We start from the raw sequence: 22,140 nt of genomic DNA, 5'->3' as shown, positions 1-22,140 counted from the left end.
CAGCACTTCGCCGGCCCGCATCCGAGTCACCCCGCCCCGCACGCTCCGGCGACTTATCCCCAGCAGCCTCACACGGCCTATCCCCAGCACCACGGTCATCCTGGCTACTCGTCGGACCACGGCCATCCCGCTTATTCGCCGGACCACGGTCACCCCGGCTACTCGCCGGACCACGGCCGTCCTGATCATTCGCCGGACTACGGCCGTTCCGGCCACTCGCCGAACCCCGCCCCCTCGGTCCACCCATTCACCTCGGCCCCGCAAGGCGCTCTCCACCGCACCGCGACTCCACGTTCGCCGCAGCGGCGGCCGGCACGGTTGCGCTGGGTCGCTTCGCCGCCGCCGGGAACGCTTCGCCGCCGCCGCGCCGTACCAGTGACGCCGTACACCGGTCCGCCGTCGTATCCGGTGCCGCCGCGCTGGGGGTTCCCGAATCTCGTCTGGCGCCGCCCGACCGCCGTGCCCGGTACTGCTTCCGGTCTGGTCCGGCCGATCGACCGCGTCCCGGTCCTCGCGCAGAGCCTCGTCATGGTCCTCTGGACGTTCGCGATCCTGGCCGTGACCGCCGCCGGTTCGGAGGTCTGGCGTTACGTCCTCGTCGTGCAAAGCCGCAGTTCCGCGCTCAACACGGGAGTGGTCGCCTTCTCCGACGCATTCGTCGTGACGGCCGGCCTGCTCACCACGATCCTGTCGCTGTTGCCCGCGGGACTGTCACTGTGGTGGCTGCTGGTCGCCCGCCAGGCCGCCGCGGAGGAGGCCGGCGAAGCGCCCGCGCGCCCGATCTGGCAGGTACTCGTCGGGGTCCTGGTGCCGATCGCGAACCTGCCACTGGCGCTTTCCGTGCTCGGCGAACTGGAACACGCCATCCTCCGCCGCCCCCGGGACGACCGTCCCACACCGAGCCGGCTGGTCCTCGTCTGGTGGGTCGCGTGGCTGGTGAACTGGGCGCTGCTCGCCGTCACGATCATCTGGCGTACCCGTTCCGGCATCCAGGCGATGGCAGACAGCGTCGTCCTGGTCGCACTCACCGACGTAGCCGCCGCGGCCCTCGCGATCAGCACGGCGCTGGTCATCCGACGCTTCTCGAGCCTGCTGATGCCCATCGCCGCAGACCACCTCCGCGACCTGCGCGTCCTCAAGGTCAACGGAGCTCCCGCGCCACAGCTCCGCCCCACACGCCCGGCCGGCGCCGCCCGCTGACCTGCGCGACTGCCTGGCACTGCAGGCTGGGTCGGCGTCGCGCGCTTGCCTGCGCTACGGCTCGGCGCCGCATGCTGGGTCGGCGTCGCGCGTTGGCCTGGGCTACGGCTCGGCACCACAGGCTCGGCTGGTATTGAGCGTTGACCTGCGCCACGGCTCGGCACTAACTGCCGGGTCGGCGCCGCCCGCTGACTTACGCCGGGCGGACCGGTGCCCCCGCGGGCGGACCTGCGCCCACGTACTCGTGCTGCGGTAGAGCCTTTGTCGCGTCTGGTTCGTCGTCGCGCCGAGCCCCTGGCCGCACTGGAGTATTGGTCGCGCCGAGCGTTTGGACGGGCGGGGCCCTGGCCGGGTTGGATCTTGGCGGCGGTGGGCGTTTGGTCGCGCGGGGCCCTGGCCGGGTTGGGTCTTGGCCGCACTGAAGTCTTGGTCGCGCCGGGCGTCGGGCTGCGCTGAATCCATAGCCGCGCTCGGTGCTTGGCCGCGCTGGGTGCTTGGCCGCGCTGAGGCCCGGGCCGCCTGAACCTGCGTGGCGGTTGAACCCGCGCTGTGCGTGCTGTGCGCTGATCCGCCAGGATCACGCTGTCCGGCACAGCGCCCCACTCACTACCGTTATGCAGAACTGCACCCAAACCGGCATCATGCTGCACCTGCGCAGCGCCGATACACGCCGGTCAACCACCCACGCCGCGCTTACGACCCTTCAAAGAGTGCCGATCGCCGGTTCCAGCTGCGCGAACGCCAAGCCTGCCGATTTCCGCACTCGCGAGACGAGCTCCTCCGGTGGGACGTCGGCCCACGTCCAGTCCCAAACGTCCTCGAACAGCAGCCGCAGCACGGACGTGAGGTGGGCCCCCGCGGTTCGCGACAGCATTTCCGGCTCGGGCTTCCGGTCGAGCAACGCGGCTACGAGAACCCGTTCCCGCTCGAGGTGCATCTCCGTGAGCGCCGACGAGAGCGTCTCGCTCTGCCGGATCATCCGGATGAACGGCAGTTCCGCGAACCCGAGCATCGCGCTCCGTTCGCCGAGCGCCGTGAGGAACCCGTCCCGCACGGCAACGACGGCGGGGCTCGACGGTGCAGCACGCACGAGGTTCGTCGGCCAGTCCACGAAGTCGGTCCGGATATCGAAGACGAGGTCTTCCTTCCGGCTGAAGTGATTGGTGACGGTCATCTTGGCCACCCGCGCCGCCTGCGCGACGTCCGCGATCGTCACCTGGTCGAACCCGCGATCGATGAACAACCGGGTCGCCACGTGCGAGATCGTGCGCCGGGTCTCCAGCTTCTTCTGCTCTCTGAGGCTCACCCCACCCAGCTTACTAGGTCTGTCCTAATTTTGTGCTTGACCCACTCAATGGGTTGAACATAATATGAGGTCCGACCTAATCACCGAGGGAGATGTGGATGACCACGCAAGCACCGGCTACCGACGCCGCACTTCGCCGTCTCGGCGGAGTCCTGATCATGGGTGCGGTGCTGTCGGTTCTCGACGCGACGATCGTGTCGGTCGGGATCGGTGCGATAGCCCGTGACCTGGACAGTTCGCTCCCGACCGTGCAGTGGGTCGCGAGCGGGTACCTGCTGGCCGCTTCGCTGACGATCCCGTTGTCCGGCTGGCTCGCCGATCGTTTCGGTGGCCGGCGGGTGTGGATCGCGGCCGTCGGGTTGTTCACGATCGGCACCCTGCTGTGTGGATTCGCCTGGTCAGCCCCGGCGCTGATCGTGTTCCGCATGCTGCACGGGTTCGGCGGGGGTGTGATGCAACCCGTCGGACAGGCGATTTTCGCGCAGGCAGCGGGCCCGCGGCTGGGCCGGATGATCGGTATCGTGACGCTGCCCGCCACCGTCGCGCCGGTCCTCGGCCCGATGCTGGGTGGCGCCCTGGTCCAGGATCTGGGCTGGCGGTGGCTGTTCTTCGGCACCGTTCCACTGGGTGTCACCACGCTGGTGCTCGCCCGCCGGCTGCTGCCCCGTGCCGAGCCCAACGGTGTGCGCGACCCACTGGACGTCCGCGGGCTCCTGCTGCTGCCGCCCGGGCTGGGGGCACTCGGCTACGGCCTGGGCGAAGGCGCCGTCTCCTTCGCGTGGGCGGGCGCCGCGCTGCTGATCGGGTACGGGTTCCACGCCTACCGCGCGAAAGCCCCCTTGCTGGAGTTGAAGTTGTTCTCGCACAAGGCTTTTGCCGTCGCCAGTGCGAGTACCTTCCTGCTCGGCGCGTCGCTCTACAGCTCGATGCTCTTGTTGCCCTTGTACTACGAGCAGGTCGAGCACACGTCCGCGCTGACGGCCGGTTTGCTACTCGCACCCCAGGCTCTCGGTTCTGCGCTGGTGCTGGCGGCGGGCGGGCGGTTACTCGAACGGTTCGGCCCACGCACGGTGATGCTGACCGGCATCGGACTGTCCCTGATGGGCACGCTCGCCTTCACCCAGCTCGGTGCCGGACCGAGTCCGGCACTGTTGACCGTGTCGTTGTTCGTACGCGGCGTCGGGCTCGGCGCCACGACCACCCCGGGCATGACGATGCTCTACACGTCCCTCGACCGCAGCCGTATCCCACGGGCGGCCAGCGCGATCAACGTCATCAACCGCATCGGCGGCTCGCTCGGCACCGCATTGCTTGTGTCCGTCCTCCACAGTTGTCCACCGGGCGCCGCGGCGTTCGGAACTACGTTCGGCTGGGCACTCGGGCTTTCTGTGCTGAGCCTCGTACCCGCCGTTCTCTTCCCGAAAGGAGTTCGCGCATGAACCTGCGCCTGCTGGCTGTGCACGCCCACCCCGACGACGAGTCGAGCAAGGGAGCGGCGACTCTCGCACGTTACGCGGAAGAAGGTGTCGACGTGCTGGTCGCCACCTGCACGGGCGGCGAACGCGGCGATGTGCTCAACCCAGCGTTGGACCGCGCCGAAGTACGGCAGGACCTCCCGGCCGTCCGCCGCCGCGAAATGGCCGAGGCGGCAAGGATTCTCGGCGTACGGCAGCAGTTCCTCGGTCACGTCGACTCCGGTCTGTCCGAATCACTGCCCGACGGCTGCTTCGCGCGACTACCACTGCACGACGCGGTCGAACCCCTCCTCGAACTGATGCGGGAGTTCCGTCCACAGGTGGTCGTGACCTACGACGAGACCGGAGGTTATCCACACCCGGACCACATCCGAACGCACGAAATCACCCGCGCAGCGTTCGAGGCTGTGGACAACGGCGGGCCGCGAAAGCTCTACTACCTGGCCACCCTGAGCCGCGCTTGGTTCCAAGCCATGCACGACGCGACGATCGCTGCCGGACAGGAGTCGCTCATGGGGCCGGTGCTCGAGGAGCTGCCCCCGGTCGACCGGCTCACCGTGACGACCCGCATCCGCTGCGAACAGCACTTCGCCACCCGCGACCATGCCTTGCACGCCCACGCCACACAGTCGGATCCGGCCCATCCGTTCTTCGCGCACTCCCGTGAGCTGGAACGGAGTGCCTGGCCTTGGGAGGAGTACCACCTGGCACGTACGACGCTTCCCGCCCCGGCCGGCCTGGAGGAGGACCTGTTCGCCGGCCTCCGCTGACTGCTCGGCTTCATCGCGTGCCGCCACGGATAGGCGCTGCCGGACAACGACGCCGGCCGTCGCTACGGGTTGCTGCTACCGAGTGCGGCCCGGACGCTGGGCTGGACACAGCCACGAGAAACCGTTACTGGTCGCCGTTTCCGGTGCCCGGACGCTGCTTCCGGAAAGCGTGACCGATCGCGACTTCCGGAGGTTTCCGGACGCTGCGGTCGGCGAGCCATGTCGAGCACTGCCGCCAACCAGCCCGCTGGACGTCCACCGGCCACAGTTCCCGCCTGCGCTGCGTCACGCAGGCACCGCACGCCACCCGAGCGCTGCGTCACGCAGGCACCGCACGCCACCCGAGCGCTGCGTCACGCAGGCACTCGAGCTCGGCAAGCCACTCGAGCGCAGCACGTCAGGCGAGCGAGGCACGTTCCGCAGGCAGCGCAAGCCACTCGAGCGCGGCACGCCACGCAGGCAGCGCAAGCACCCCGAGCGCGGCACGCCATCCGAGCGCGGCACGCCACCTGAACGCGGCACGTTCCGCGTGCAAGACCGCGGGAGCGCAGCCAGCCGGGCGGTGAAACGTCATACGGTGACCGGCAGCGTCCGTAGGCCACGGATGACGAATTCCGGTCGCCGTTCTGGTTCCGCGGCCAGGTGGAGGTCGGGCAGCCGGGCCGTCAGAGCCGCGAGTGCCGCGGCGATTTCGACTCGGGCCAGTGGCGCGCCGACACAGTAGTGAATACCCATGCCGAAGCCGAGGTGCGCGTTCGGCGTCCGGCCGATGTCCAGTCGGTCGGGGTCCTCGAACACCTTCGGATCGCGCGCCGCCGCACCCAGCAGCGCACCGACCTTCTCGCCCTTGGCCACCCGGGCACCGGCGATCTCCACTTCTTCGGTCGCAGTGCGCTCGAACAACTGCAGTGGTGCGTCGAAGCGGATCAGTTCTTCCACAGCCGGATCGAGCAGGGCTGGGTCGGACCTAAGACGAACCCACTGATCACGGTGGGTGAGAAGTGCCGTCACGCCGTTGCCGATCACGTTCACTGTTGCCTCGTGGCCTGCCATCAGCAGCAGAACCGCGGTGGCGACCACCTCGTCCGCGCTCAGTTCGCTGGCCATCAAGTCCCGCACGATGCCGCCGGGGGCACTCCGCACGACGTCGCGCAGGTAATCGACGAAGTCGGCGGCGGCCTGTTCGGCAGCGTCGCGTCCGGTCGCAGGGAGGCCGTACTCGTACATCTTCACGATGGCGTTGCTCCAGGTCACAAGCTGGGGCCCGTCCTCGACGGGAACACCGAGCAGCTCGGCGATCACCGCGACCGGTAGTGGTTGTGCCAGGTGTTGCAGAAGGTCCGCACTCCCGTCCGCGGCGATTGTGTCGGCCAGCTCGTCCACCATGGATTCCGCGACGCGGGCCACCATCGGATGCAGCCGTTGCACGTGACCGCGCCCGAACTCGCCGGCGATGACCCGGCGCAACCGGGTGTGCGCCGGCGGCTCATTCTCCAACAGAGAGTTGCGGTGCAGCAGGTTGAACGAGGCGAATCGCTCCAGTGGCTGAGCGTCGGTCCAGATCCGGCCGAGCCCGCGATGGCGCAACACCGCTGCGGACGCCGCATGGGAAACAGCGATTTTTAGGTCGAGCCCATCGTGATGGTGCACCTCCCCGTCGGTGCGTAAGGCGGCGAAGGCGGGATACGGGTCGGCGAGGAATGCGGGATCGCGAGGGTCGAACACCGGCCGACTCTAACCCGGGCGGCTCGGCACCCGGCCGCTTCGATAGCGTCGTGCGTCGAGCTTGGAGGAGGCTAAGTGGGTAAGGGCGCGCGGAAGAAGGGTCCCAAGCAGGACCGCAAACCGAAGGTGCGCGACGTCTTCGTCGGCCAGCCCTTCGAGGGCTTGGCGGCCGAACCGGAGCTGATCGCGCTGCGGGAGTTCGTCCCGTCCGCCACGGCGAAGCTGACCCTGGCCGACGGCGGCGACATCACGCTCGGCACCGTGCTGCCCATGGCCGCGGCCGCGTTCGTCCGGTCGGACGGCCATCGGTACCTCGGGCTCCAGGTGCAGACCCGTTCTTCGGATATCAGCCGCGACCTCGGCCGTTCACTGCGTTGGCTGCTGGAGGCCAAGCCGGGGGACGTCCTGTCCGTGCCCGACACCACGACGCCCGCCGATCCGGACGAGCACAGCCGGCTGCAGGACCTGCTCGTGCCGAGTGCGGAACTGGAAATCGCGCTGCACAACGACTTCGGGTGGTGGCTGCCCGAGGATGCCGACGCGACCGGTGACGTCGCGGTATCGCTCGAGCGCGCGAACGCGGCGATCATGCCGACCGATCGGCTGGGCGCCGGCGCCTACTGGGTACTCGCCGGCGAGAAGGCGCACCTGCGCTGGGTCCGGTCGGAACCAGAGAATCTCCTGTTGCAAGCGCTTGCGCGACTGTCCGCGGCCGGCACACTCGGCCTGGGTGATGGCACCCGGTACGCCGGTTCGTTCCGGGCGCACGGCCTGCTGGTCCCGGTCTGGGACCTCGACCCGGAGGCGCACGCGCGAGAATGGGCCGAGCCCAAGGAGCAACTCGGCGCCCGCCTGGAGGAAGCACTCAAGTCGCTCGACACCGAACCACTCGACGCCGTCGAGCGCCGCGCCCGTGACGGGTTGGTCGGGCGGCAGCTCACCATTCGCTGACCCGAGTTGTCCACTTGTGGATGGCGCGCAGCCACCCACAAGTGGACAACTCGATGGGACGATCACAGCGTGATCCTCCACATCTGCAGCAGGGGCGAATGGGCCGCGGTGCCCGCCGACGGTGCCTACCGTGCCCCTTCCCTCGACGACGCCGGGTTCATCCACTGCTCGGATCCGGGCACCGTCGTCCTCCCGGCCAACGACGTCTACCGCGACCACACCGACCTGGTGCTGCTCGAGATCGACCCGGCCGAGGTCGATTCGCCGGTCCGCTGGGAGGACGGAGTGCCGCCGCGTCGCGACGGGATCTGGTTCCCCCACGTCTACGGACCCATTCCGCGAAACGCCGTGGTCGCGGTTCACGATTTTCCAGTCGAGCCGGACGGCTCTCGGAAGCTGCCCGCGTCGCTTTCGGTGCGCTGAGAGTTCTCCACAGGGCACGGAAAGTAGTGGGTGGCTGTGGACAACCTGCGGGGGCGCTGATGCGTGCTGGAAAGGATGGGGAACCGCGGTCCGGAGAGGTCATCCCGGGAGGGGGCGATACGGTGACGGCAGCGGCACCGCTTGTCGCGGACGATGGGCGGATGTGGATGGATCGGCGGGTCGGCGCGGTCCGGCACGCGGATTTCGCCGATTTCGTGCGCACCGCGCTGCCCGGGCTCCTCCGGTACGGGCATGCGCTCACCGGCAACCCGCACGACGCGGCCGACCTGGTCCAGACGGTGCTCGAGAAGATCGGCACACGGTGGCCCGCCGTTTACCAGAAGACCGGCGATCCGGTCGCCTACGTGCGCCGATCGATGGCGAACGCGCATGTCAGCCGGTGGCGGCGAACGCGTCGTGAGCACCTCGTCGCGGATCTGCCGGACACCGGCTCACGCGCGCCGAAGGACCCGTTCGAACACGAACCGTTGTGGCAGGCCTTGCGGGACCTGCCGCCGCGGCAGCGCGCGGTGATGGTGCTGCGCTACTACGAGGGTCTGTCCGAAGTGGAGATTGCCGAGACGCTGGGCATCAGTCAGGGGACGGTGAAAAGCCAAGCGAGCAAGGCAATCGCGTCCTTGCGGAGGAAACTCGGGCAGCGGGAAGGGAGTGAGGAGGAGTGACCGGGTCCGAGGACGAGCTGGAGCAGCGGTTGCGTGCTCTCTTCGCCGACGACCGCCTCGCTGTCGAACCAGCCGACGATGCCGCTTCCGCGATCGCGGCCGGCGCACGCAAGCGCCGACGCCGGCGGCGGACGCTGACCACGGCCGCCGGGGTGGTGTGCGTGCTCACGATCGGAGCGGGCGTCGTGGCCTTCCAGCTACGCGCGCCGGACAACGGCGTGGCAGTGTCCGCCCAGCCGATCACGGACAGTCGCGTTCCGGCTGTCCCGCCGTCGGCAGAGTCCCCCTCGAGCACATCGGACGTGCCAGAGCCGCCACCGGCCGTGACGCCGCCGTCGGAAGAAACGCACTCTTCTCGCCAGCCGTCGGGAACGCGGAAGTCGAAATCCCCGTCCGGCCGCGCCACTGCGCAGGCGACGTCCGGCGCCTTGGTGACAGCGGATGGGCTGGCCGGCGTGAAATTGGGGATGAGCGAGCAGCAGCTGACCGACAACGGCGTCACTCTCCTGCCGGTGAAGGAGTCGCCCGGCTGCCGGTACTTCGCCCTTGCCGGGCCGGGAATTCCACGCTCCACTGCGGTGGTGTCGCCCGACAACGGTGTGGTCGCGGTGAAACCGGTCGGAGCCGCGCACACCCCGGAAGGTGTGGGGGACGGCTCGACCAAGGACGAGGTCGCGGCCACCTATCCGGGAACGTCGGAAACGGCCGGCGCCCTGGTCTCGCCGACCGGTGACCAGGGCACCTACCGCTTCAGCCTCAGCCCGGACGGCGCGGTGGCCAGTATCGAGGTCCGCACCGCGACCCAGGACTGTCTGACCTGATTCGCCGGAATTGCCTGTCCCGGAAGCGAGGCGACGGCCGCGTCGACATGGCCAGTCGGACTGATTAGGCCGAGCCCATACAGAGTCGTCAGCCTGTGGACAACCTCCGTGCATGGCTCAGGAGGTCCGAGACCACGCCGGGCCGATTTGGCCGCCTCTTGCACGCGGAGCGTGCTGGTCATCGGCCCGTGCACAGGTGGATCCAGCCGTTCGGCTCGGATGGGTTGTGCCGGGCCTGACGGTGGTGACGCAGGCGATGGACGCTTCCGGGCTGTCCTGCCGGTGAGGACGTGGCGCTGATTGCAGACGGTGCGGGCGGCTCTGCATGTCGGTGGGCGCACGGCCTTGCTCGGCCGGTGGGGAGGTGGCTTTGCCCGCTGGTGGGTGCGTGGCCCTGCTTGCCGGTGGTGTGGGCGGCTCTGCCTTTCGGTGAGGACGTGGCGCTGCTTGCCGATGGTGTGGTTGGCTCTGCCTGTCAGCGCGGGTGTGCTGCGTTCGCTGGTAACGGTCCGTGGTTCTGCCCGTGAGCGTGTGCGTTGCTCTGCTCAGCCGGTGAGGACGTGGACCGCCTGTCGGTGAATGGTGCGGCTCAGCTTGCCGGTGGCTCGTGCACTGCCCGTCCCACATCGCCCCGCTGATGGCGTGCTCTTTCTGCCTGTGATCCTGTGGATTCCTAGGTCGGTGGACGGCCGCTCTGCCCGCCGGTGGCCTGAGTGGCTCTGCTCGCCGGTGGGGGCGCGCGCCCAACACCGCGCGCTCTGGAACCCATGACCCCGACCCTGTCGGTGGAAACCTTTGCCTGCCAGCGCGCGAGCAACCCCGTCCGCGATGAGGATGCCGTCCGAACAGCGAGCAAACCCGTTGCCGATGCAGGTAACTGGTTTCGGTACGAGAAGAGCCCGGGCCGTCCGCTGGGGACGGCCCGGGCTCCGAGGTCTGCTGGCAGCGTTTACAGCGCGCCACCGGCGACCGGTGGCATGCCGGAGTCGGCGCCGCTGTCGCCGACGGACTCGCGGTGCAGGAACTTCTCGATCTCGTACACGTTGTCACCCGCGCGGCGCGCGACGGTGAGCAGCGTGGACATCTGGGAGATCTCCTCAACCTGCTCCTTGAGGAACCACTGCGTGAACTGTTCGCTGATGTAGTCTTCCTCGGCCCGAGCGGCCTTCGCCATCGTGGAGATGTCCGCGGCCACCTCCTTCTCCTGCGCCAGTGCGAGTTCGATCAGATCGACCGGGGTGGAGAAGTCGTTGCGGACCTCGCCCGTGCTCGGGATCTCGATGTGGTGGTCGCGATCGAGCATGTACTGGACGAGGGCCATCCCGTGGTTGCGCTCTTCGACCGACTGCTTGTAGAAGTGCTTCGCGAGCTGGGGCAGGTCCTCGTTGTCGAACCAGACCGCCAGCGCGATGTACTGCTGGGACGCGTTGAACTCATTCTGGATCTGCGCCTGCAGCAGCTCGTAAAACTTCGAGCGCGGTTCCTTCTTCGTGAGGGCCATGTCCATCACGGTACGACATCAAGTCATTGTTTTCCACTTTAAACTGGTGATCTCCACCCCATTAGGGTTACCATTCCTAACGAATCCCACGCTCATTTCGGTTAGCCTCGCCTTAATTGCGGACGTTTAATTAGGAAAGGCTAACTTGAGCGCGTGGCCCCGCGCAGGACCGGGCACGACATGCACCGCGGCCCGCCGCGGCCGGAGCCGAGTTCGGAGCCGGTGATCGGGAGTACCTCGATACCCGCCGCGGTCAACCGCTCGTTCGTCTCCACGTTCCGTTCGTATCCCACGACCACGCCGGGCGCGAGTGCGAGCGTGTTGTTCCCGTCGTCCCACTGTTCGCGTTCCGCGGTGACCGGGTCGAGGCCGGTGTCGATCACGCGCAGCCGTTCGATACCCATTGCTTCGGCCGCCGCGTCGAGGAACGGGGCCGGGCCGGCCACTTTCACGCCGCCATCGCCGGTCGGCTGGAGTGTGAACGCGGTAAGAGAATCGCGAGCGAGTGGATACATCACCACGGCGTCGACATCGACCATGGTGCACACGGTGTCGAGATGCATTGTCGCGCGCGATTGTTCGATCGGCACCGCGACGACAGTGTGTGCGAGGTCGTCGGCGAAAACGGAACGGGCCAGCGACTCCGCTCCGGCGGGGGTCGTGCGTTCGCCCACCCCGATGGCCAGCACGCCCGGCGCCAGCAACATCACGTCGCCACCCTCGATCGGCGCCGAATGCGCACCGTAGGCACGCGCCGCGTGCCTGAACCGCGGGTGGTATGCGTACACGAGGTCGAGCACAGCCGTTTCCCGCCTCCGGGCAGGCATCGTCAGCGAGGAGATCGCCACCCGGTCACCGATCCACGCCGACGAATCCCGGGTGAACAACAGGTTCGGCAACGGGTCGACGGCGAAGTCGCGTGGACCGTGCATCATGCGCACCAGCGACGCGCCCTCGGCCGACGGCAGTTCTTCGAACGTCATGCCCGCCATCAACACCTCGGCGAGGGTGTGCGCGTCGACGCTCGTTAGGTGCGACCTAAGCGAATCCGCGAGATCTGTCCCCAGCCTCCGGTCATCCACAGCCGCGTGCACGCCCGCGGCGTGTGCTCGCGGGTCTTCGAGCGCGGTACGCAGCGTGTCGGAGAGCAACAGTACTTCGACGCCGCGGCCGCGCAGCACGTCCGCGAACGCGTCGTGTTCCTGCTGGGCTCGGTCCACCCACGGGATCGAGTCGAACAGGAGCTGGTCGTTGTTGCGAGGAGTGAGCCTTTTGAGCTCATTACCCGGTCGGTGCAGCAGAACCGCACGGAGAGGCCCGACTTCGCTGTCCACCCTGGGTGGTGCCGTCATGTCGCTCACCAGGCGAGCCTAATGAGCACCGGTCACGGGAGCCAGGAAATGTGCCCCTTCAGCAGCGAATACCCGACGAAGGAAACCACGTCGAACAGCGTGTGCGCGGCGATCAGCGGCCACAGCCGGTTCGTGCGTTGCCATACCCGTCCGAACACCAGGCCCATGACCAGATTTCCGACGAAGCCGCCGAAGCCCTGGTACAGGTGGTACGAGCCGCGCAGCACGGCCGCGCCGAAGAGCGAGGCGTTTTCCCGGACGCCGAGCTGACGGAGCCTGGTCAGCAGGTATCCGATGACGAGGACTTCCTCGGCGAAAGCGTTGCCGAAGGCGGAAGCCGTCAACGCGATCGGCCGCCACCAGGTATCGCCCAAAGTGGACGGTTGGACCGCGAGGCTGAAACCGAGGTGGTAGGAGAGGAAGTACAGGCCGAGGCCGGGAATGCCGATCAGCGCGGCGAGCCCGAGGGTCACCAGGATGTCGAAGCGCGGTTTCCGCCGGTCCAGGCCGAGGTCCCGCAGCTTTACACCGGCGCGCCAGAGCAGGTACAGACCGAGCCCGCCCCAGCCGATGAGCTGCGCCGCGTTCACCAGCTGCTGGAGCAGGTCCAGCAGGCTCGCCGCGGCCTGCGGGACGTTCAGCTGCGCCTGCTGCTGCGCCAGCGGTGCCGGGCGCAGCAGCGAGTCCACAAGGGACAGCAGACTGTGGGCGCCGGAAAGGCCGAGGGTGATGCCGAAGACGAGCACCAGCTCGAACTTGACCGCGCGCCGCTCGTCGGGGTCGGTGATCTGCCGCGGGAAATCCGGCAGACCGGGCCGGAACCAGCCGCGCAGGCCCGATCGCTCTGTGGTGCTCATGAACGCACGCTACCGTCGGGGTATGCCGAGAACTATCGCCACCAACACGAAGGTCGAGCGGGCCGAGCTGGTCGAGTTCCTGAAGTCTCGCCACCGCGCGATCCTGGTCACCACCCGTTCCGACGGGCGCCCGCAGCTGTCGCCGAACACCTGCGGGGTCGACGAGGAAGGTCGCATCGTCATCGCGACTTATCCACAGCGAGCGAAGGTCACCAACCTCCGTCGCGAAACGAAGGCGTCGGTGTGCGTGCTGTCCGACGAGTGGAACGGGCCGTGGGTGCAGGTCGACGGCACCGCCGAGGTGATCGACCTCCCGGACTCGGTCGAGCCGCTGGTGGACTACTTCCGCGCGATCTCGGGCGAGCACCCGAACTGGGACGAGTACCGGCACGCCATGCGCGAGCAGGGCAAGAGCCTGATCCGCATCACCATCGAACGGTGGGGCCCGATCGCCACCGGTGGCTTCCCGCCCGAGCTGGCCGACGACTGACACCGGCGCCGGACCCAGTTCTGTCCCCATGGGGACAGAACTGGGTCGAGTTGTCCCCATGGGGACAAAGCCGGGTCGACCTGTCCCCATGGGGACAGAATCGGGACAGGTTGTCCCCATGGGGACAATCAGCCGGCGGCCGGGCGTTCAGACCCCGAAGTGCTGGTGGCGCAGGAACGGGCAGCCGAGCAGCCGGCGCAGCTCGGCAGCCAGCTGGGGAGGGCTGTCGACCGCCTGGGAGAACGCCAGCCGCACGTCGTGGTCGCCGGTGTCGGACTCGACGCGCAGGCGGAGACCGAACCGGTCGAGGCCGAGCGGGCGGATGCACCCGCCGCGCAGGTCCGGTGGCAGGTGACGGGCGAGTTGCTCCACGACGTCCGGATGGTCGCTTTCCAGATGCCGCAACCACTCGGCCTCGTAGTCGTGGAACGGGTCCGGCGGGGCCGCGCTGAACATGTGCGGGCGGAGCGAGTGTGTGCCCTCCGCATCCGCCAGCACCAGGGACGCCGGAGTGAGCCGCAGCAGGGTGAGGCCGTGTCCGACGTCGAGGAGGCGGTGGTCCGGCCGTTCGTCGGCGATCGCGATGGCGCGGGCGCGCGCCGAAACGACCGTCAACGGCCGGAGCCACCCGGTTATCCACAGCAGGCCGCGGATGGGTTCCCGCAGCGGTACGGGAGCGTGGTCGGCGAGCTCGACCATGACGGCGAGCTCGCCGCGCTGAGTCTGCCGGGAAGCGCGCACCATCGGGTGCTCGTCCGGCAGAAGAATGCTGACGCTGCCGCTGTGGTGCACGTGGTGCATCACCGGCTCCACGCGTTCGGCTTCGCAGTCGGCGCGTTCGACGGTCGGCATGATCGTCGCCGGACCGTTCCGCGTCGCGATCGTCTTGGCCCGCTCGGCGGGGTTCGGCGCGGGTGGGCGGCGGACGGATGTCGGGGCCTCGGTCACGGGTCACCTCCTACTTAGGTGAGCCTAACCTGACCGTGCTTCGTTGGGAAGAGCCCAACGACGATCACGGCAATGATCCACAGTGTGGACACCGAAGTCGGACGGTTGCCCTTGTGCCCCGCCCCGGCCAGGTCCACGGCCTGGTGGACGCAGGGACGGCGACCCGACCCCGATGCAGTGAGGGGCTCGCCTTTGCTATGGACGGCGTACGTCAGCTGGTCGACATCCGCGTTCGCGCGCGAAGTTCGGGTCCGAGAACGGTGCGCCCCTCCCGGCGATCGGTTCAGCCGTCAAAGCCCTTGGGCTGATACGGAGAACGGGTACGACCGCTGTCGGCAAGTCGACGCGGCATCGCAGCGCCGAAGGCGGGGAAGTCCTCGACGCCCGTCAGTTTCGTCGGCGGACAGGCGTCATCGGTGACGAAAAGCCTGCTACTCGCCGGTAATAAAACATCCGTGCCGCTTCGGAAACCGCCCTCAGAGGCGTCCGCAGAGCGAACGATTTTGTCCCTTAGTCGTACGCTACTAGCGTGTCAGTCGTGTCAAGCGCTGTGGAACTCACACCCCCCGGCCCTCGTGGAATCCCTCCCCTGTTCGCGCGGCTCGTCGACGACTCGGCTTTGTTCCCGCCCGCCGACGCCGCCATGCCCGACGCTCTCCGTGCGCACTTCGCCTCGCGCACCGGAGAACACGCCGGGGTGCTCGGAGTTTTCCTCTGCCAAGCCTCGCGGTTGCCCGAGCTGATCACCGAGCTGATCAAGATCAAGCCGAAGGAGCCACTGCCGCTGTCGCTGATCATCGACACCGGTCTCGGTGGCGTGCCGAAGGCCATCTCGATCGTCGAATCGCGCAGCGAGCTGCTGTCCCTGCGGATGGTGGAGATGCCCGCGCCGTCCGACGTCGACGAGGTGTGGCTCGAACGGGTTTCGGAGTTCGTGCCCGAGGACGTGATCCGTGTGGTCGAGCCGCGCCGCGGCGTCGGCTGGCTGGACGGCGTGCGCAAGGTGATCGAGCACGGCAGCTGGCCGAAGATCCGCTGCGGCGGCCAGGCGGGTGAGAACTTCCCCAGCGTGGACGAGGTCGCCGACTTCCTGTCGGTGGTCAGCGGCTCGCCAGGGGCCTCGTTCAAGGCGACCAACAGCCTGCACCGCGCGGTCCGGCACGTCGACCCGAACAGCGGATTCACCCACCACGGTTTCCTCAACCTTCTGGTCGCCGCGGCGCGCTGCCTCTCCGGCGGCGACGTGCGCGAGGCGCTCGAGACGACGGACGGCAAGGCGCTGGCGGACGAGGCCCGCTCGCTGCCGGAGCCGGCCGCGAAGTCGGTTCGTGAGCTCTTCGCGTCGTACGCCGCGGCTTCGTTCGACGAACCGGTGGCCGACCTGGGCGAACTCGAGCTGTTGTGAGCAGGGAGGGGTCGCTGACCCTCGACCGCGGCCTGGCGCTGTTGCAGGCGGTGGCCGATGCGGGAGAGCAGGCGGCGACCATCTCCGAGCTGGCGGTCACCATCGGCGCGAGCCGGGCGGCGGTGTACCGGCTGCTGGTGCCGTTGACCGAGCGCGGGCTGATCTGGCGTGACGGCGCGAAGGTACGGCTGGGCATCGGCGTGTTGCGGCTGGCCGGACAGGTGCTTCCCCAGCTGCGCGAAGCCGCCCGCCCGGTGCTTCGCGCGCTCGCGGAGGACGTGGGTGCCACGGCGCATCTGACGGTGGCGCAGGGAGATCAGGCGCAGGCGGTCGCCGTGGTGGAGCCGTCATGGACGAGCTATCACGTCGCCTACCGCGTGGGCAGCAGGCACGCGCTGAACGCCGGTGCGGCGGGACGGGCGATGGCGTTGCGGCCCGGTGGCGACGGCTGGATCAGCTCCACCGGCGAGCTCGAGGCGGGGGCGTCGGGGGTGGCCGCGCCGGTCCGCGGGGTGCTGGGGCTACGAGCGAGCGTCGGCGTCATCTCGCTCGAGCCGTTCGACACCGGGAAGGTGGGCCCGCGGGTCGTGGTCTCGGCGACCCGGCTCGCCGAGGTGCTCCGGGTCGAGGCCTAGTCGCGGTCCTCGCGGGAGGCAGCCAGCAGCGGCCGGACCATGGTGAGCAGCAGCGCGAGGTCGACGGTGAACAGGAGACGCTCGAACAGCCCGAGCGTCACTTCTTGTCCGGCCGGCCTGGTGAGCAAGGTTAGGACGAACCCACCGAGTACCACGGCGATGCTCAGGAAACTACCCACAGCCCATCGCCTGATCGACGTCCGACGCGGCTCCCACGGGCAGGACGGCCGGCCGCGGCGGGTGAGCAGCCAGGCGGCGGTCGGCAATGCCAGGAACGCCGTGAGCGCGGCTACATTGTGTAGCTGGCCATCGAAGGAACGGGCTTGTCCGTCCGGATCGACGGGGACCGTCGCGCACACCGTCAGCCCGGCGCACCACACGCCGAGCAAAGCCACCACCGCGGGCGAGCGGCGGGCCCGGACCAGCCCGGCCAGCAGCGCGAGCGACCCCAGTGCGAGGGCCAGGCACATCGCGCCGAACAGCGGCGCGGCCGAACGGTCGCCGAGCCGGCCGTAGACGTACTCGGACAACGTCTGCCACACCGGGCTGACCTGCGTGGACAGCCGTAGATGGAGATCGGCGGCGATGAGCACGGCCACGCCGATGCCGACGAGCGCGAGCCGTCCGTGCACCGGGGAGACGGCGGGGCGCGGAATCGCGGTCCTCGGCACGGGTACTCCTCTGCGGTCATGGCAAAGGACAAGGGCCTCGATTCATCGCGGGTTCACCTTGCGCTCGTCCACGGGTTCCGCAGAGGTTACCCGCCGTTCCTGTGAAAACTCGGTTCAGTGATCACCAGATCAGGTGCGCCAAGGCGAACACGGCGAAGCCGGCGAACACGAACCCTGCCACGCGCTGGATGAGCTTCGGCCGGATGCGGCTGCGAATCTTGGCGCCGAGGAACACCGCGAGCCCGGCGACGGAGACGAGCGCGGCGAACGCGCCCACGCCGACTGCGAAAGGGTTGTCGAAGCGCGCTGCGAGCCCGGCCGTCGCCAGCTGCGAGGCGTCGCCCCACTCCGCTGCGAACAGCACGCCGAACGACGTGAGAGCGGAGCGCAGGAACGTCAGCGGTGCGGGACCGGAGCGCGACGCGTCCTCACCCGCTTCGTCGCCTTCGCTGAAGCCCTCCCGCAGCAACATGAACGAGCCGATACCGAACATGACGGCGACCACTATCGAAATGAGAGCGTCGGGAAGCAGCGTGAGCACGCTGCCGAACGCGACCGCGATAACACATTGCAGAGCGAATGCCGCACACACCCCGGCGAATACCGGCCAGGCGCGGAAACGAGTGGTCAGCACCAGTGTCGCGACAAGTGTCTTGTCCGGCAGCTCGACGGCGAGCACCAGGCCGAACGCGCTGGCGAGAGCGACAAGAGCAGGAGACATGACCTGGTGGCACCCCTTTCACTGCAACGATAAAGGGGTGCTGCGGAAAGAGGCAAGCTGATGGGTTTCTCGAATTGCCGGATGTGGTCTCGTGAATAGTGCTGGCCGGACGGACTGATTATTTTTTTCGGCATGCCGAAATTCGGAAACGGGTTGCGGTACGGTGCGGGTCATGTCTGCTGACCACGTCGTCGTCATCACGACGGTCGACTCCGAGGCCGCCGCCCGTACGCTCGCCGCGAGCGCGGTCGAGGCCCGGCTGGCCGCGTGCGCCCAGATCGTCGGGCCGATCACCAGCGTCTTCCGGTGGGCGGGCGAGGTGCAGACCGCGACCGAGTGGCGCATCGAGTGCAAGACGGCCGCGGACCGGTCCGGCGCCTTGGAGGAGTTCCTCAACGTGCGCCACACCTACGACGTGCCCGAGGTGGTGGTCACGCCGATCGTCGGCGGCAGCCCGCGGTACCTGGCGTGGCTGGTCGAGGAGACGCGCTGAGCGGCGGCCGGGAGCGGTGACCACCACCTGACCAGCCGGTTGTCCTCGGCCGACCTGGCTGTGCACAGACGAACCGCGTTGTGCATGGACGGTCCCAGTTGTGCGCAGGCGATCCGGGTTGTGCGCAAACGGTCCCGGTTGTCCTCAGCCGGACCTGGTTGTGCACAGCCGTTCCCGGTTGTGCACAGATGGCTAGGTCCGTCCCAGCCGAGCAGTGCGGGACGTTGGTCCCGGCTTGTTCAGGACGTGTTGAACTGGTTGGTGCACGTGCCCGCGCGGAGGATCGGACACGTGGATGTCCTTGAGCTCGCGCGGTGGCAGTTCGGCATCACCACCGTCTACCACTTCCTGATGGTCCCGCTGACCATCGGACTCTCGGTGCTCGTCGCGGCCATGCAGACGGCGTGGGTGCGCACCGGCAAGCTGCGGCACCTCAAGATGACGAAGTTCTGGGGCAAGCTGCTGCTGGTCAACTTCGCCATGGGCGTGGTCACCGGCATCGTGCAGGAGTTCCAGTTCGGGATGAGCTGGAGCGCCTACTCGCGGTTCGTCGGCGACGTCTTCGGTGCTCCGCTCGCGATGGAAGGGCTCGTCGCGTTCTTCGTCGAGTCGACGTTCCTCGGCCTGTGGATATTCGGGTGGGACCGGCTGCCCAAGAAGGTGCACTTGGCGTGCGCGTGGGCGTTCTCCCTCGCGACGGCGGCCTCGGCCTACTTCATCCTCGCCGCGAACTCGTGGATGCAGCACCCGGTGGGCGTCGAATTCGTGGACGGCAAGCCGACGATGAACTCGATCGGCGCCGTGCTGACGAACAACACCGCACTGGCCGCGATCCCGCACACACTGGCGGGTGCGTTCTCGGTGGCGGCGGCGTTCCTGGTCGGGGTGGCCGGCTGGCACCTGTGGCGCAAGCGCGGCGCGTCCGACGAGCACCGCGAGGTCTGGCGTTCGTCGCTGCGACTGGGCGGCTGGGTCGGCGTGGTGGCGTTCGCCGTGCTCGCGATCACCGGCGACACCCAGGGCAAGCTGATGTTCGAACAGCAGCCGATGAAGATGGCCTCGGCCGAAGCCTTGTGCCACACGGAAAAACCGGCGAGCTTCTCGATCATCGCGATCGGCGACGTCCGCGGCGCCAACTGTGAGGACGTCAAGACGTTCACCGTGCCGGCGCTGCTGTCGTTCCTCGCGCACAACGACTTTTCCACCGAGGTCAAGGGTGTGGAAAACCTCGTCGGCGAGTATCAGGCGAAGTATGGTTCGACCTACCCGGACGACCCCGCACTCGGCGAACTCGCCGGCCAGCCGATCGACTACGTGCCGAACCTGCCGGTGACGTACTGGGGATTCCGCGTGATGATCGGGTTCGGCGCGATTTCCGCCGGCATCGGGGTACTGGCCCTGTGGCTCACCCGCCGCGGCCGCATCCCGGCCGGACGCTGGTTCCCACTGATGGCGCTCGGCGGTATCGCGACCCCGTTCATCGGCAACAGCGCGGGCTGGATCTTCACCGAGATGGGTCGCCAGCCGTTCGTGGTCGCGCCCAACCCGACCGGCGTGGAGGGCATGTGGATGTTCACCGCGCAGGCGGTGTCGAAGCTGACGGTGGGTGAGGTGGTGACGTCGCTGACCACCCTGACGGTGCTCTACCTGGTACTCGGCGTGGTCGAGCTGTACCTGATGCGCAAGTACGTCCGCGGTGGCGTCGATGCGGTCATGCCCCCCGCTCCGTCCTCCTCGAAGGAAGACTCCGATGACGAAGCCCTTTCGTTCGCCTACTGACCCGGTGAGGCGGGCCTGGGTGCAACCCGCCTCACCGGCCCATGCTGCGCCCGACGGGACCACTGGGACCGCTGTCGCCACTGTCGCCGCGGCCCACGTTGCGACCACTGTCGCCGCTGCACCTGAGGTGACCGCTGTCGCCGGGAACGGGCGGGCCGAAGTCGCGCGGACATCGGTGCTTCTCCCGAAGGATCGTGCGCGGCTGGCCGCTGGGCATTCCTCGACTGCGGTGGTCAGGGACGCTCCAGTGGCGGTAGCTGAGAATCTCGCGGCCGTAGTCATCGGCGGCGCTGCGCCCTTGGTCGCTGGGGTTCCCTCGGCTGCGCTGATCGAGGACGCTCCGGTGGTAGTCGCTGAGGGTTCCTCGTCGGTGGTCGTTGGGGGCGCTTCGGCCGTGGCGGTCGGTGGTACCTCGGCGGAGGTCGTGGGGGACGTCCCGGTCGTGGCCGGCAAGGTCCCCTCGGCGGTGGCCGTAGGAAACGTTCCGATCGTGGTCGCTGAGGTTTCCTCGGCTGTGCCCGTGGGGGATGTTCCGGTCGTGGCCGGCAAGGTCCCCTCGGCAGTGCTCGTAGGGGACGTTCAGCTGGTGGCCGCCGAGGACCTCTCGGCGGTGCCCGCAGGGGACGTTCCAACTCCGGTGGCCAAGCGTGATCCGGCTGTTACGGCGGGCTGGACAGGGGCTGCGGCTGCTGGAGCTCATTCGACCACGGCAGTTGGCCGCTTTGCGGCCGTCATGGCTGGGGCCGCCGTGGTCGTGAGCGGATTCGAGCAGGTTGCACCGAAATCTGTTCACACCCGCTGTAGCCGTGGGGTCGCTCTCGCGGGTTACCCACAGCGGGTCTGTGGACAACTCGACTGGTTGTGGATAACTCAGGGCCACCAGGTGCGCACACCGGTCGGCCGGGGAGGTGCGGGGCGGTGACGCTCGAAACGGTCTGGTTCGCGATCATCGCGGCGTTCTGGCTGGGATATCTGTTCCTCGAGGGTTTCGACTTCGGGGTGGGGATGCTCCTGCCCGTGCTGGGTCGGGACAACACCGAGCGGCGCGTCATGGTCAACACCATCGGTCCGGTCTGGGACGGCAACGAGGTCTGGCTGATCGTCGCGGCGGGTGCGACCTTCGCGGCGTTCCCCGGCTGGTACGCGTCGCTCTTCTCCGGGGCCTACCTTCCGTTGCTGGTCGTTCTGCTCGCGCTCATCGGACGAGGAGTCGCCTTCGAGTACCGCGGCAAGGTCGACTCCGAACGGTGGCGCCGGACCTGGGACCGGGTGATCATGATCGGCTCGTGGGTGCCACCGCTGGGGGTGGGCCTGCTGCTGGCCACGACTGTGCTCGGCCTACCGCTCGATCCACAGGGCAACCGGGTGGGCACGGCCTTCGAAGCGATCCGGTGGGACACGCTGCTCGGCGCGCTGGCCATCGTCGGCTTCTCAGTGGTCCACGGTGCGGCTTTCCTCGCCCTCAAAACCGCCGGTGAGCTGCGTGAACGCGCCCGCGTACTGGCTATGCGGATCCTGCCGGTCGCGTTGCTTCCGATGGTCGCGTTTCTGACCGTCGTGCAGATGCGCGAGGGGCAGGGCTGGACGCTGGTCTCGCTTCTGGTCAGTGTCGTGGCCGGCGTGGTGGCTTGGCTGCGGCTGCGCGCGAACCGGGACGGCCAGGCTTTCGCCGCCTTGGGGATCGTGATCGCCGCGGCCGCGGTGACGTTCTTCGGTGCGCTCTACCCGAACGTCCTGCCGTCCACCGGCGACCCGGCGAACTCGCTGAGCATCGCGCACGCGGCAGCGAGTCCGTACGCCCTGGAAGTGATCACCTGGGTCGGTGCGTTCGGCGCGCCGGCGGTGCTGATCTACCAAGGTTGGACCTATTGGGTCTTCCGCAAGCGCATCGGGGTGCAGCACATTCCGGCGGTGCACGCACCGTGATCACACTT

At 68.4% G+C, this 22,140-nt stretch carries 21 protein-coding genes; 13 read left to right on the top strand and 8 right to left on the bottom strand.

Features of this window, described 5'->3' with window-relative positions:
- Positions 1 to 318: 318 nt before the first annotated feature.
- A complete protein-coding gene (locus BJY18_RS22580; RefSeq protein WP_246458947.1) occupies positions 319 to 1,200 on the top strand; it encodes a DUF4328 domain-containing protein in 882 nt (293 codons plus the stop codon).
- Positions 1,201 to 1,903: 703 nt separating this feature from the next.
- Here the strand turns inward: BJY18_RS22580 and BJY18_RS22575 are convergent.
- Positions 1,904 to 2,506: a TetR/AcrR family transcriptional regulator gene (locus BJY18_RS22575; protein ID WP_184781847.1), complete on the bottom strand. Its 603-nt coding sequence runs from the start codon at positions 2,504 to 2,506 to the stop codon at positions 1,904 to 1,906.
- Between the two features lie 98 nt (positions 2,507 to 2,604).
- On the opposite strand from BJY18_RS22575, the gene BJY18_RS22570 reads away from it, so the two are divergent.
- Positions 2,605 to 3,945, top strand: coding sequence for an MDR family MFS transporter (locus BJY18_RS22570; RefSeq protein WP_246458945.1), 1,341 nt, complete (start codon positions 2,605 to 2,607; stop codon positions 3,943 to 3,945).
- On the top strand, positions 3,942 to 4,751 hold the full coding sequence (gene mca / locus BJY18_RS22565; RefSeq protein ID WP_184781845.1) for a mycothiol conjugate amidase Mca: 810 nt from the start codon (positions 3,942 to 3,944) through the stop codon (positions 4,749 to 4,751). Before BJY18_RS22570 ends, mca begins: the two co-directional genes overlap by 4 nt.
- Before the next feature lie 570 nt (positions 4,752 to 5,321).
- Here the strand turns inward: mca and BJY18_RS22560 are convergent.
- Positions 5,322 to 6,476, bottom strand: a complete 1,155-nt coding sequence (locus tag BJY18_RS22560; protein ID WP_184781844.1) for a cytochrome P450 — start codon at positions 6,474 to 6,476, stop codon at positions 5,322 to 5,324.
- Positions 6,477 to 6,551: 75 nt separating this feature from the next.
- Between BJY18_RS22560 and BJY18_RS22555 the strand changes: the two genes are divergently transcribed.
- From BJY18_RS22555 to BJY18_RS22540, 4 genes are all read left to right on the top strand, one after another.
- Positions 6,552 to 7,427 (top strand): DUF5926 family protein, encoded by an 876-nt coding sequence (locus BJY18_RS22555; protein ID WP_184781843.1) that lies wholly within the window; start codon positions 6,552 to 6,554, stop codon positions 7,425 to 7,427.
- Between the two features lie 69 nt (positions 7,428 to 7,496).
- The gene (locus BJY18_RS22550) at positions 7,497 to 7,850 is read left to right on the top strand and encodes a DUF952 domain-containing protein (protein ID WP_184781842.1); all 354 of its coding nucleotides are present in this window, start codon (positions 7,497 to 7,499) and stop codon (positions 7,848 to 7,850) included.
- Between the two features lie 161 nt (positions 7,851 to 8,011).
- Positions 8,012 to 8,533, top strand: a complete 522-nt coding sequence (locus BJY18_RS22545; protein ID WP_246458944.1) for a SigE family RNA polymerase sigma factor — start codon at positions 8,012 to 8,014, stop codon at positions 8,531 to 8,533.
- Positions 8,530 to 9,354 carry a hypothetical protein gene (locus BJY18_RS22540; RefSeq protein ID WP_184781841.1) on the top strand — a complete coding sequence of 275 codons (825 nt, stop codon included), beginning with the start codon at positions 8,530 to 8,532 and terminating at the stop codon, positions 9,352 to 9,354. The genes BJY18_RS22545 and BJY18_RS22540 overlap by 4 nt, the downstream gene beginning before the upstream one ends.
- A 949-nt stretch (positions 9,355 to 10,303) precedes the next feature.
- Here the strand turns inward: BJY18_RS22540 and BJY18_RS22535 are convergent.
- The 3 genes from BJY18_RS22535 to BJY18_RS22525 all read right to left on the bottom strand — a co-directional run bounded on the left by BJY18_RS22535 (position 10,304) and on the right by BJY18_RS22525 (position 13,064).
- Positions 10,304 to 10,855, bottom strand: a complete 552-nt coding sequence (locus tag BJY18_RS22535) for a ferritin (RefSeq protein WP_184781840.1) — start codon at positions 10,853 to 10,855, stop codon at positions 10,304 to 10,306.
- A 140-nt stretch (positions 10,856 to 10,995) separates the two neighbouring features.
- Positions 10,996 to 12,189: an arginine deiminase gene (locus BJY18_RS22530; RefSeq protein WP_184784778.1), complete on the bottom strand. Its 1,194-nt coding sequence runs from the start codon at positions 12,187 to 12,189 to the stop codon at positions 10,996 to 10,998.
- 50 nt (positions 12,190 to 12,239) lie between these two features.
- Positions 12,240 to 13,064: a CPBP family intramembrane glutamic endopeptidase gene (locus tag BJY18_RS22525; protein WP_184781839.1), complete on the bottom strand. Its 825-nt coding sequence runs from the start codon at positions 13,062 to 13,064 to the stop codon at positions 12,240 to 12,242.
- Positions 13,065 to 13,086: 22 nt separating this feature from the next.
- Here BJY18_RS22525 and BJY18_RS22520 point away from each other — a divergent pair, with 22 nt between their 5' ends.
- The gene (locus BJY18_RS22520; protein ID WP_184781838.1) at positions 13,087 to 13,554 is read left to right on the top strand and encodes a PPOX class F420-dependent oxidoreductase; all 468 of its coding nucleotides are present in this window, start codon (positions 13,087 to 13,089) and stop codon (positions 13,552 to 13,554) included.
- A gap of 147 nt (positions 13,555 to 13,701) precedes the next feature.
- On the opposite strand, the gene BJY18_RS22515 is transcribed toward BJY18_RS22520, so the two are convergent.
- Positions 13,702 to 14,502 carry a DUF2470 domain-containing protein gene (locus BJY18_RS22515; RefSeq protein ID WP_184781837.1) on the bottom strand — a complete coding sequence of 267 codons (801 nt, stop codon included), beginning with the start codon at positions 14,500 to 14,502 and terminating at the stop codon, positions 13,702 to 13,704.
- A gap of 550 nt (positions 14,503 to 15,052) precedes the next feature.
- Here BJY18_RS22515 and BJY18_RS22510 point away from each other — a divergent pair.
- Positions 15,053 to 15,907, top strand: coding sequence for a hypothetical protein (locus tag BJY18_RS22510; RefSeq protein ID WP_312874118.1), 855 nt, complete (start codon positions 15,053 to 15,055; stop codon positions 15,905 to 15,907).
- Positions 15,904 to 16,542: an IclR family transcriptional regulator gene (locus tag BJY18_RS22505; RefSeq protein WP_184781836.1), complete on the top strand. Its 639-nt coding sequence runs from the start codon at positions 15,904 to 15,906 to the stop codon at positions 16,540 to 16,542. Before BJY18_RS22510 ends, BJY18_RS22505 begins: the two co-directional genes overlap by 4 nt.
- On the opposite strand, the gene BJY18_RS22500 is transcribed toward BJY18_RS22505, so the two are convergent.
- On the bottom strand, positions 16,539 to 17,213 hold the full coding sequence (locus BJY18_RS22500) for a DUF998 domain-containing protein (protein WP_312873926.1): 675 nt from the start codon (positions 17,211 to 17,213) through the stop codon (positions 16,539 to 16,541). The two genes, BJY18_RS22505 and BJY18_RS22500, sit on opposite strands and share 4 nt — an antisense overlap.
- 121 nt (positions 17,214 to 17,334) lie before the next feature.
- Positions 17,335 to 17,934 carry a TMEM165/GDT1 family protein gene (locus BJY18_RS22495; RefSeq protein ID WP_184781835.1) on the bottom strand — a complete coding sequence of 200 codons (600 nt, stop codon included), beginning with the start codon at positions 17,932 to 17,934 and terminating at the stop codon, positions 17,335 to 17,337.
- Positions 17,935 to 18,106: 172 nt separating this feature from the next.
- Here BJY18_RS22495 and cutA point away from each other — a divergent pair, with 172 nt between their 5' ends.
- The 3 genes from cutA to cydB all read left to right on the top strand — a co-directional run bounded on the left by cutA (position 18,107) and on the right by cydB (position 22,132).
- Positions 18,107 to 18,427, top strand: coding sequence for a divalent-cation tolerance protein CutA (gene cutA / locus BJY18_RS22490; RefSeq protein ID WP_184781834.1), 321 nt, complete (start codon positions 18,107 to 18,109; stop codon positions 18,425 to 18,427).
- Between the two features lie 291 nt (positions 18,428 to 18,718).
- Entirely contained in the window at positions 18,719 to 20,206 is a 1,488-nt protein-coding gene (locus BJY18_RS22485) for a cytochrome ubiquinol oxidase subunit I (RefSeq protein WP_184781833.1), read from the top strand.
- Between the two features lie 918 nt (positions 20,207 to 21,124).
- Complete coding sequence (cydB, locus tag BJY18_RS22480; protein WP_184781832.1) at positions 21,125 to 22,132, top strand: cytochrome d ubiquinol oxidase subunit II; 1,008 nt, start codon at positions 21,125 to 21,127, stop codon at positions 22,130 to 22,132.
- Positions 22,133 to 22,140: the final 8 nt, after the last annotated feature.

The organism is Amycolatopsis jiangsuensis, assembly GCF_014204865.1.
Classification (GTDB): Bacteria; Actinomycetota; Actinomycetes; order Mycobacteriales; family Pseudonocardiaceae; genus Amycolatopsis; species Amycolatopsis jiangsuensis.
This window is presented reverse-complemented; position numbering and strand designations above follow the sequence as displayed.

Coding starts and splice junctions, on each gene's coding strand:
- BJY18_RS22570 (WP_246458945.1), top strand. CDS start 2,605: ATGACCACGCAAGCACCGGCTACCGACGCCGCACTTCGCCGTCTCGGC.
- mca (WP_184781845.1), top strand. CDS start 3,942: ATGAACCTGCGCCTGCTGGCTGTGCACGCCCACCCCGACGACGAGTCG.
- BJY18_RS22545 (WP_246458944.1), top strand. CDS start 8,012: ATGTGGATGGATCGGCGGGTCGGCGCGGTCCGGCACGCGGATTTCGCC.
- BJY18_RS22535 (WP_184781840.1), bottom strand. CDS start 10,855: ATGGCCCTCACGAAGAAGGAACCGCGCTCGAAGTTTTACGAGCTGCTG.
- BJY18_RS22525 (WP_184781839.1), bottom strand. CDS start 13,064: ATGAGCACCACAGAGCGATCGGGCCTGCGCGGCTGGTTCCGGCCCGGT.
- BJY18_RS22520 (WP_184781838.1), top strand. CDS start 13,087: ATGCCGAGAACTATCGCCACCAACACGAAGGTCGAGCGGGCCGAGCTG.
- BJY18_RS22495 (WP_184781835.1), bottom strand. CDS start 17,934: ATGTCTCCTGCTCTTGTCGCTCTCGCCAGCGCGTTCGGCCTGGTGCTC.
- cutA (WP_184781834.1), top strand. CDS start 18,107: ATGTCTGCTGACCACGTCGTCGTCATCACGACGGTCGACTCCGAGGCC.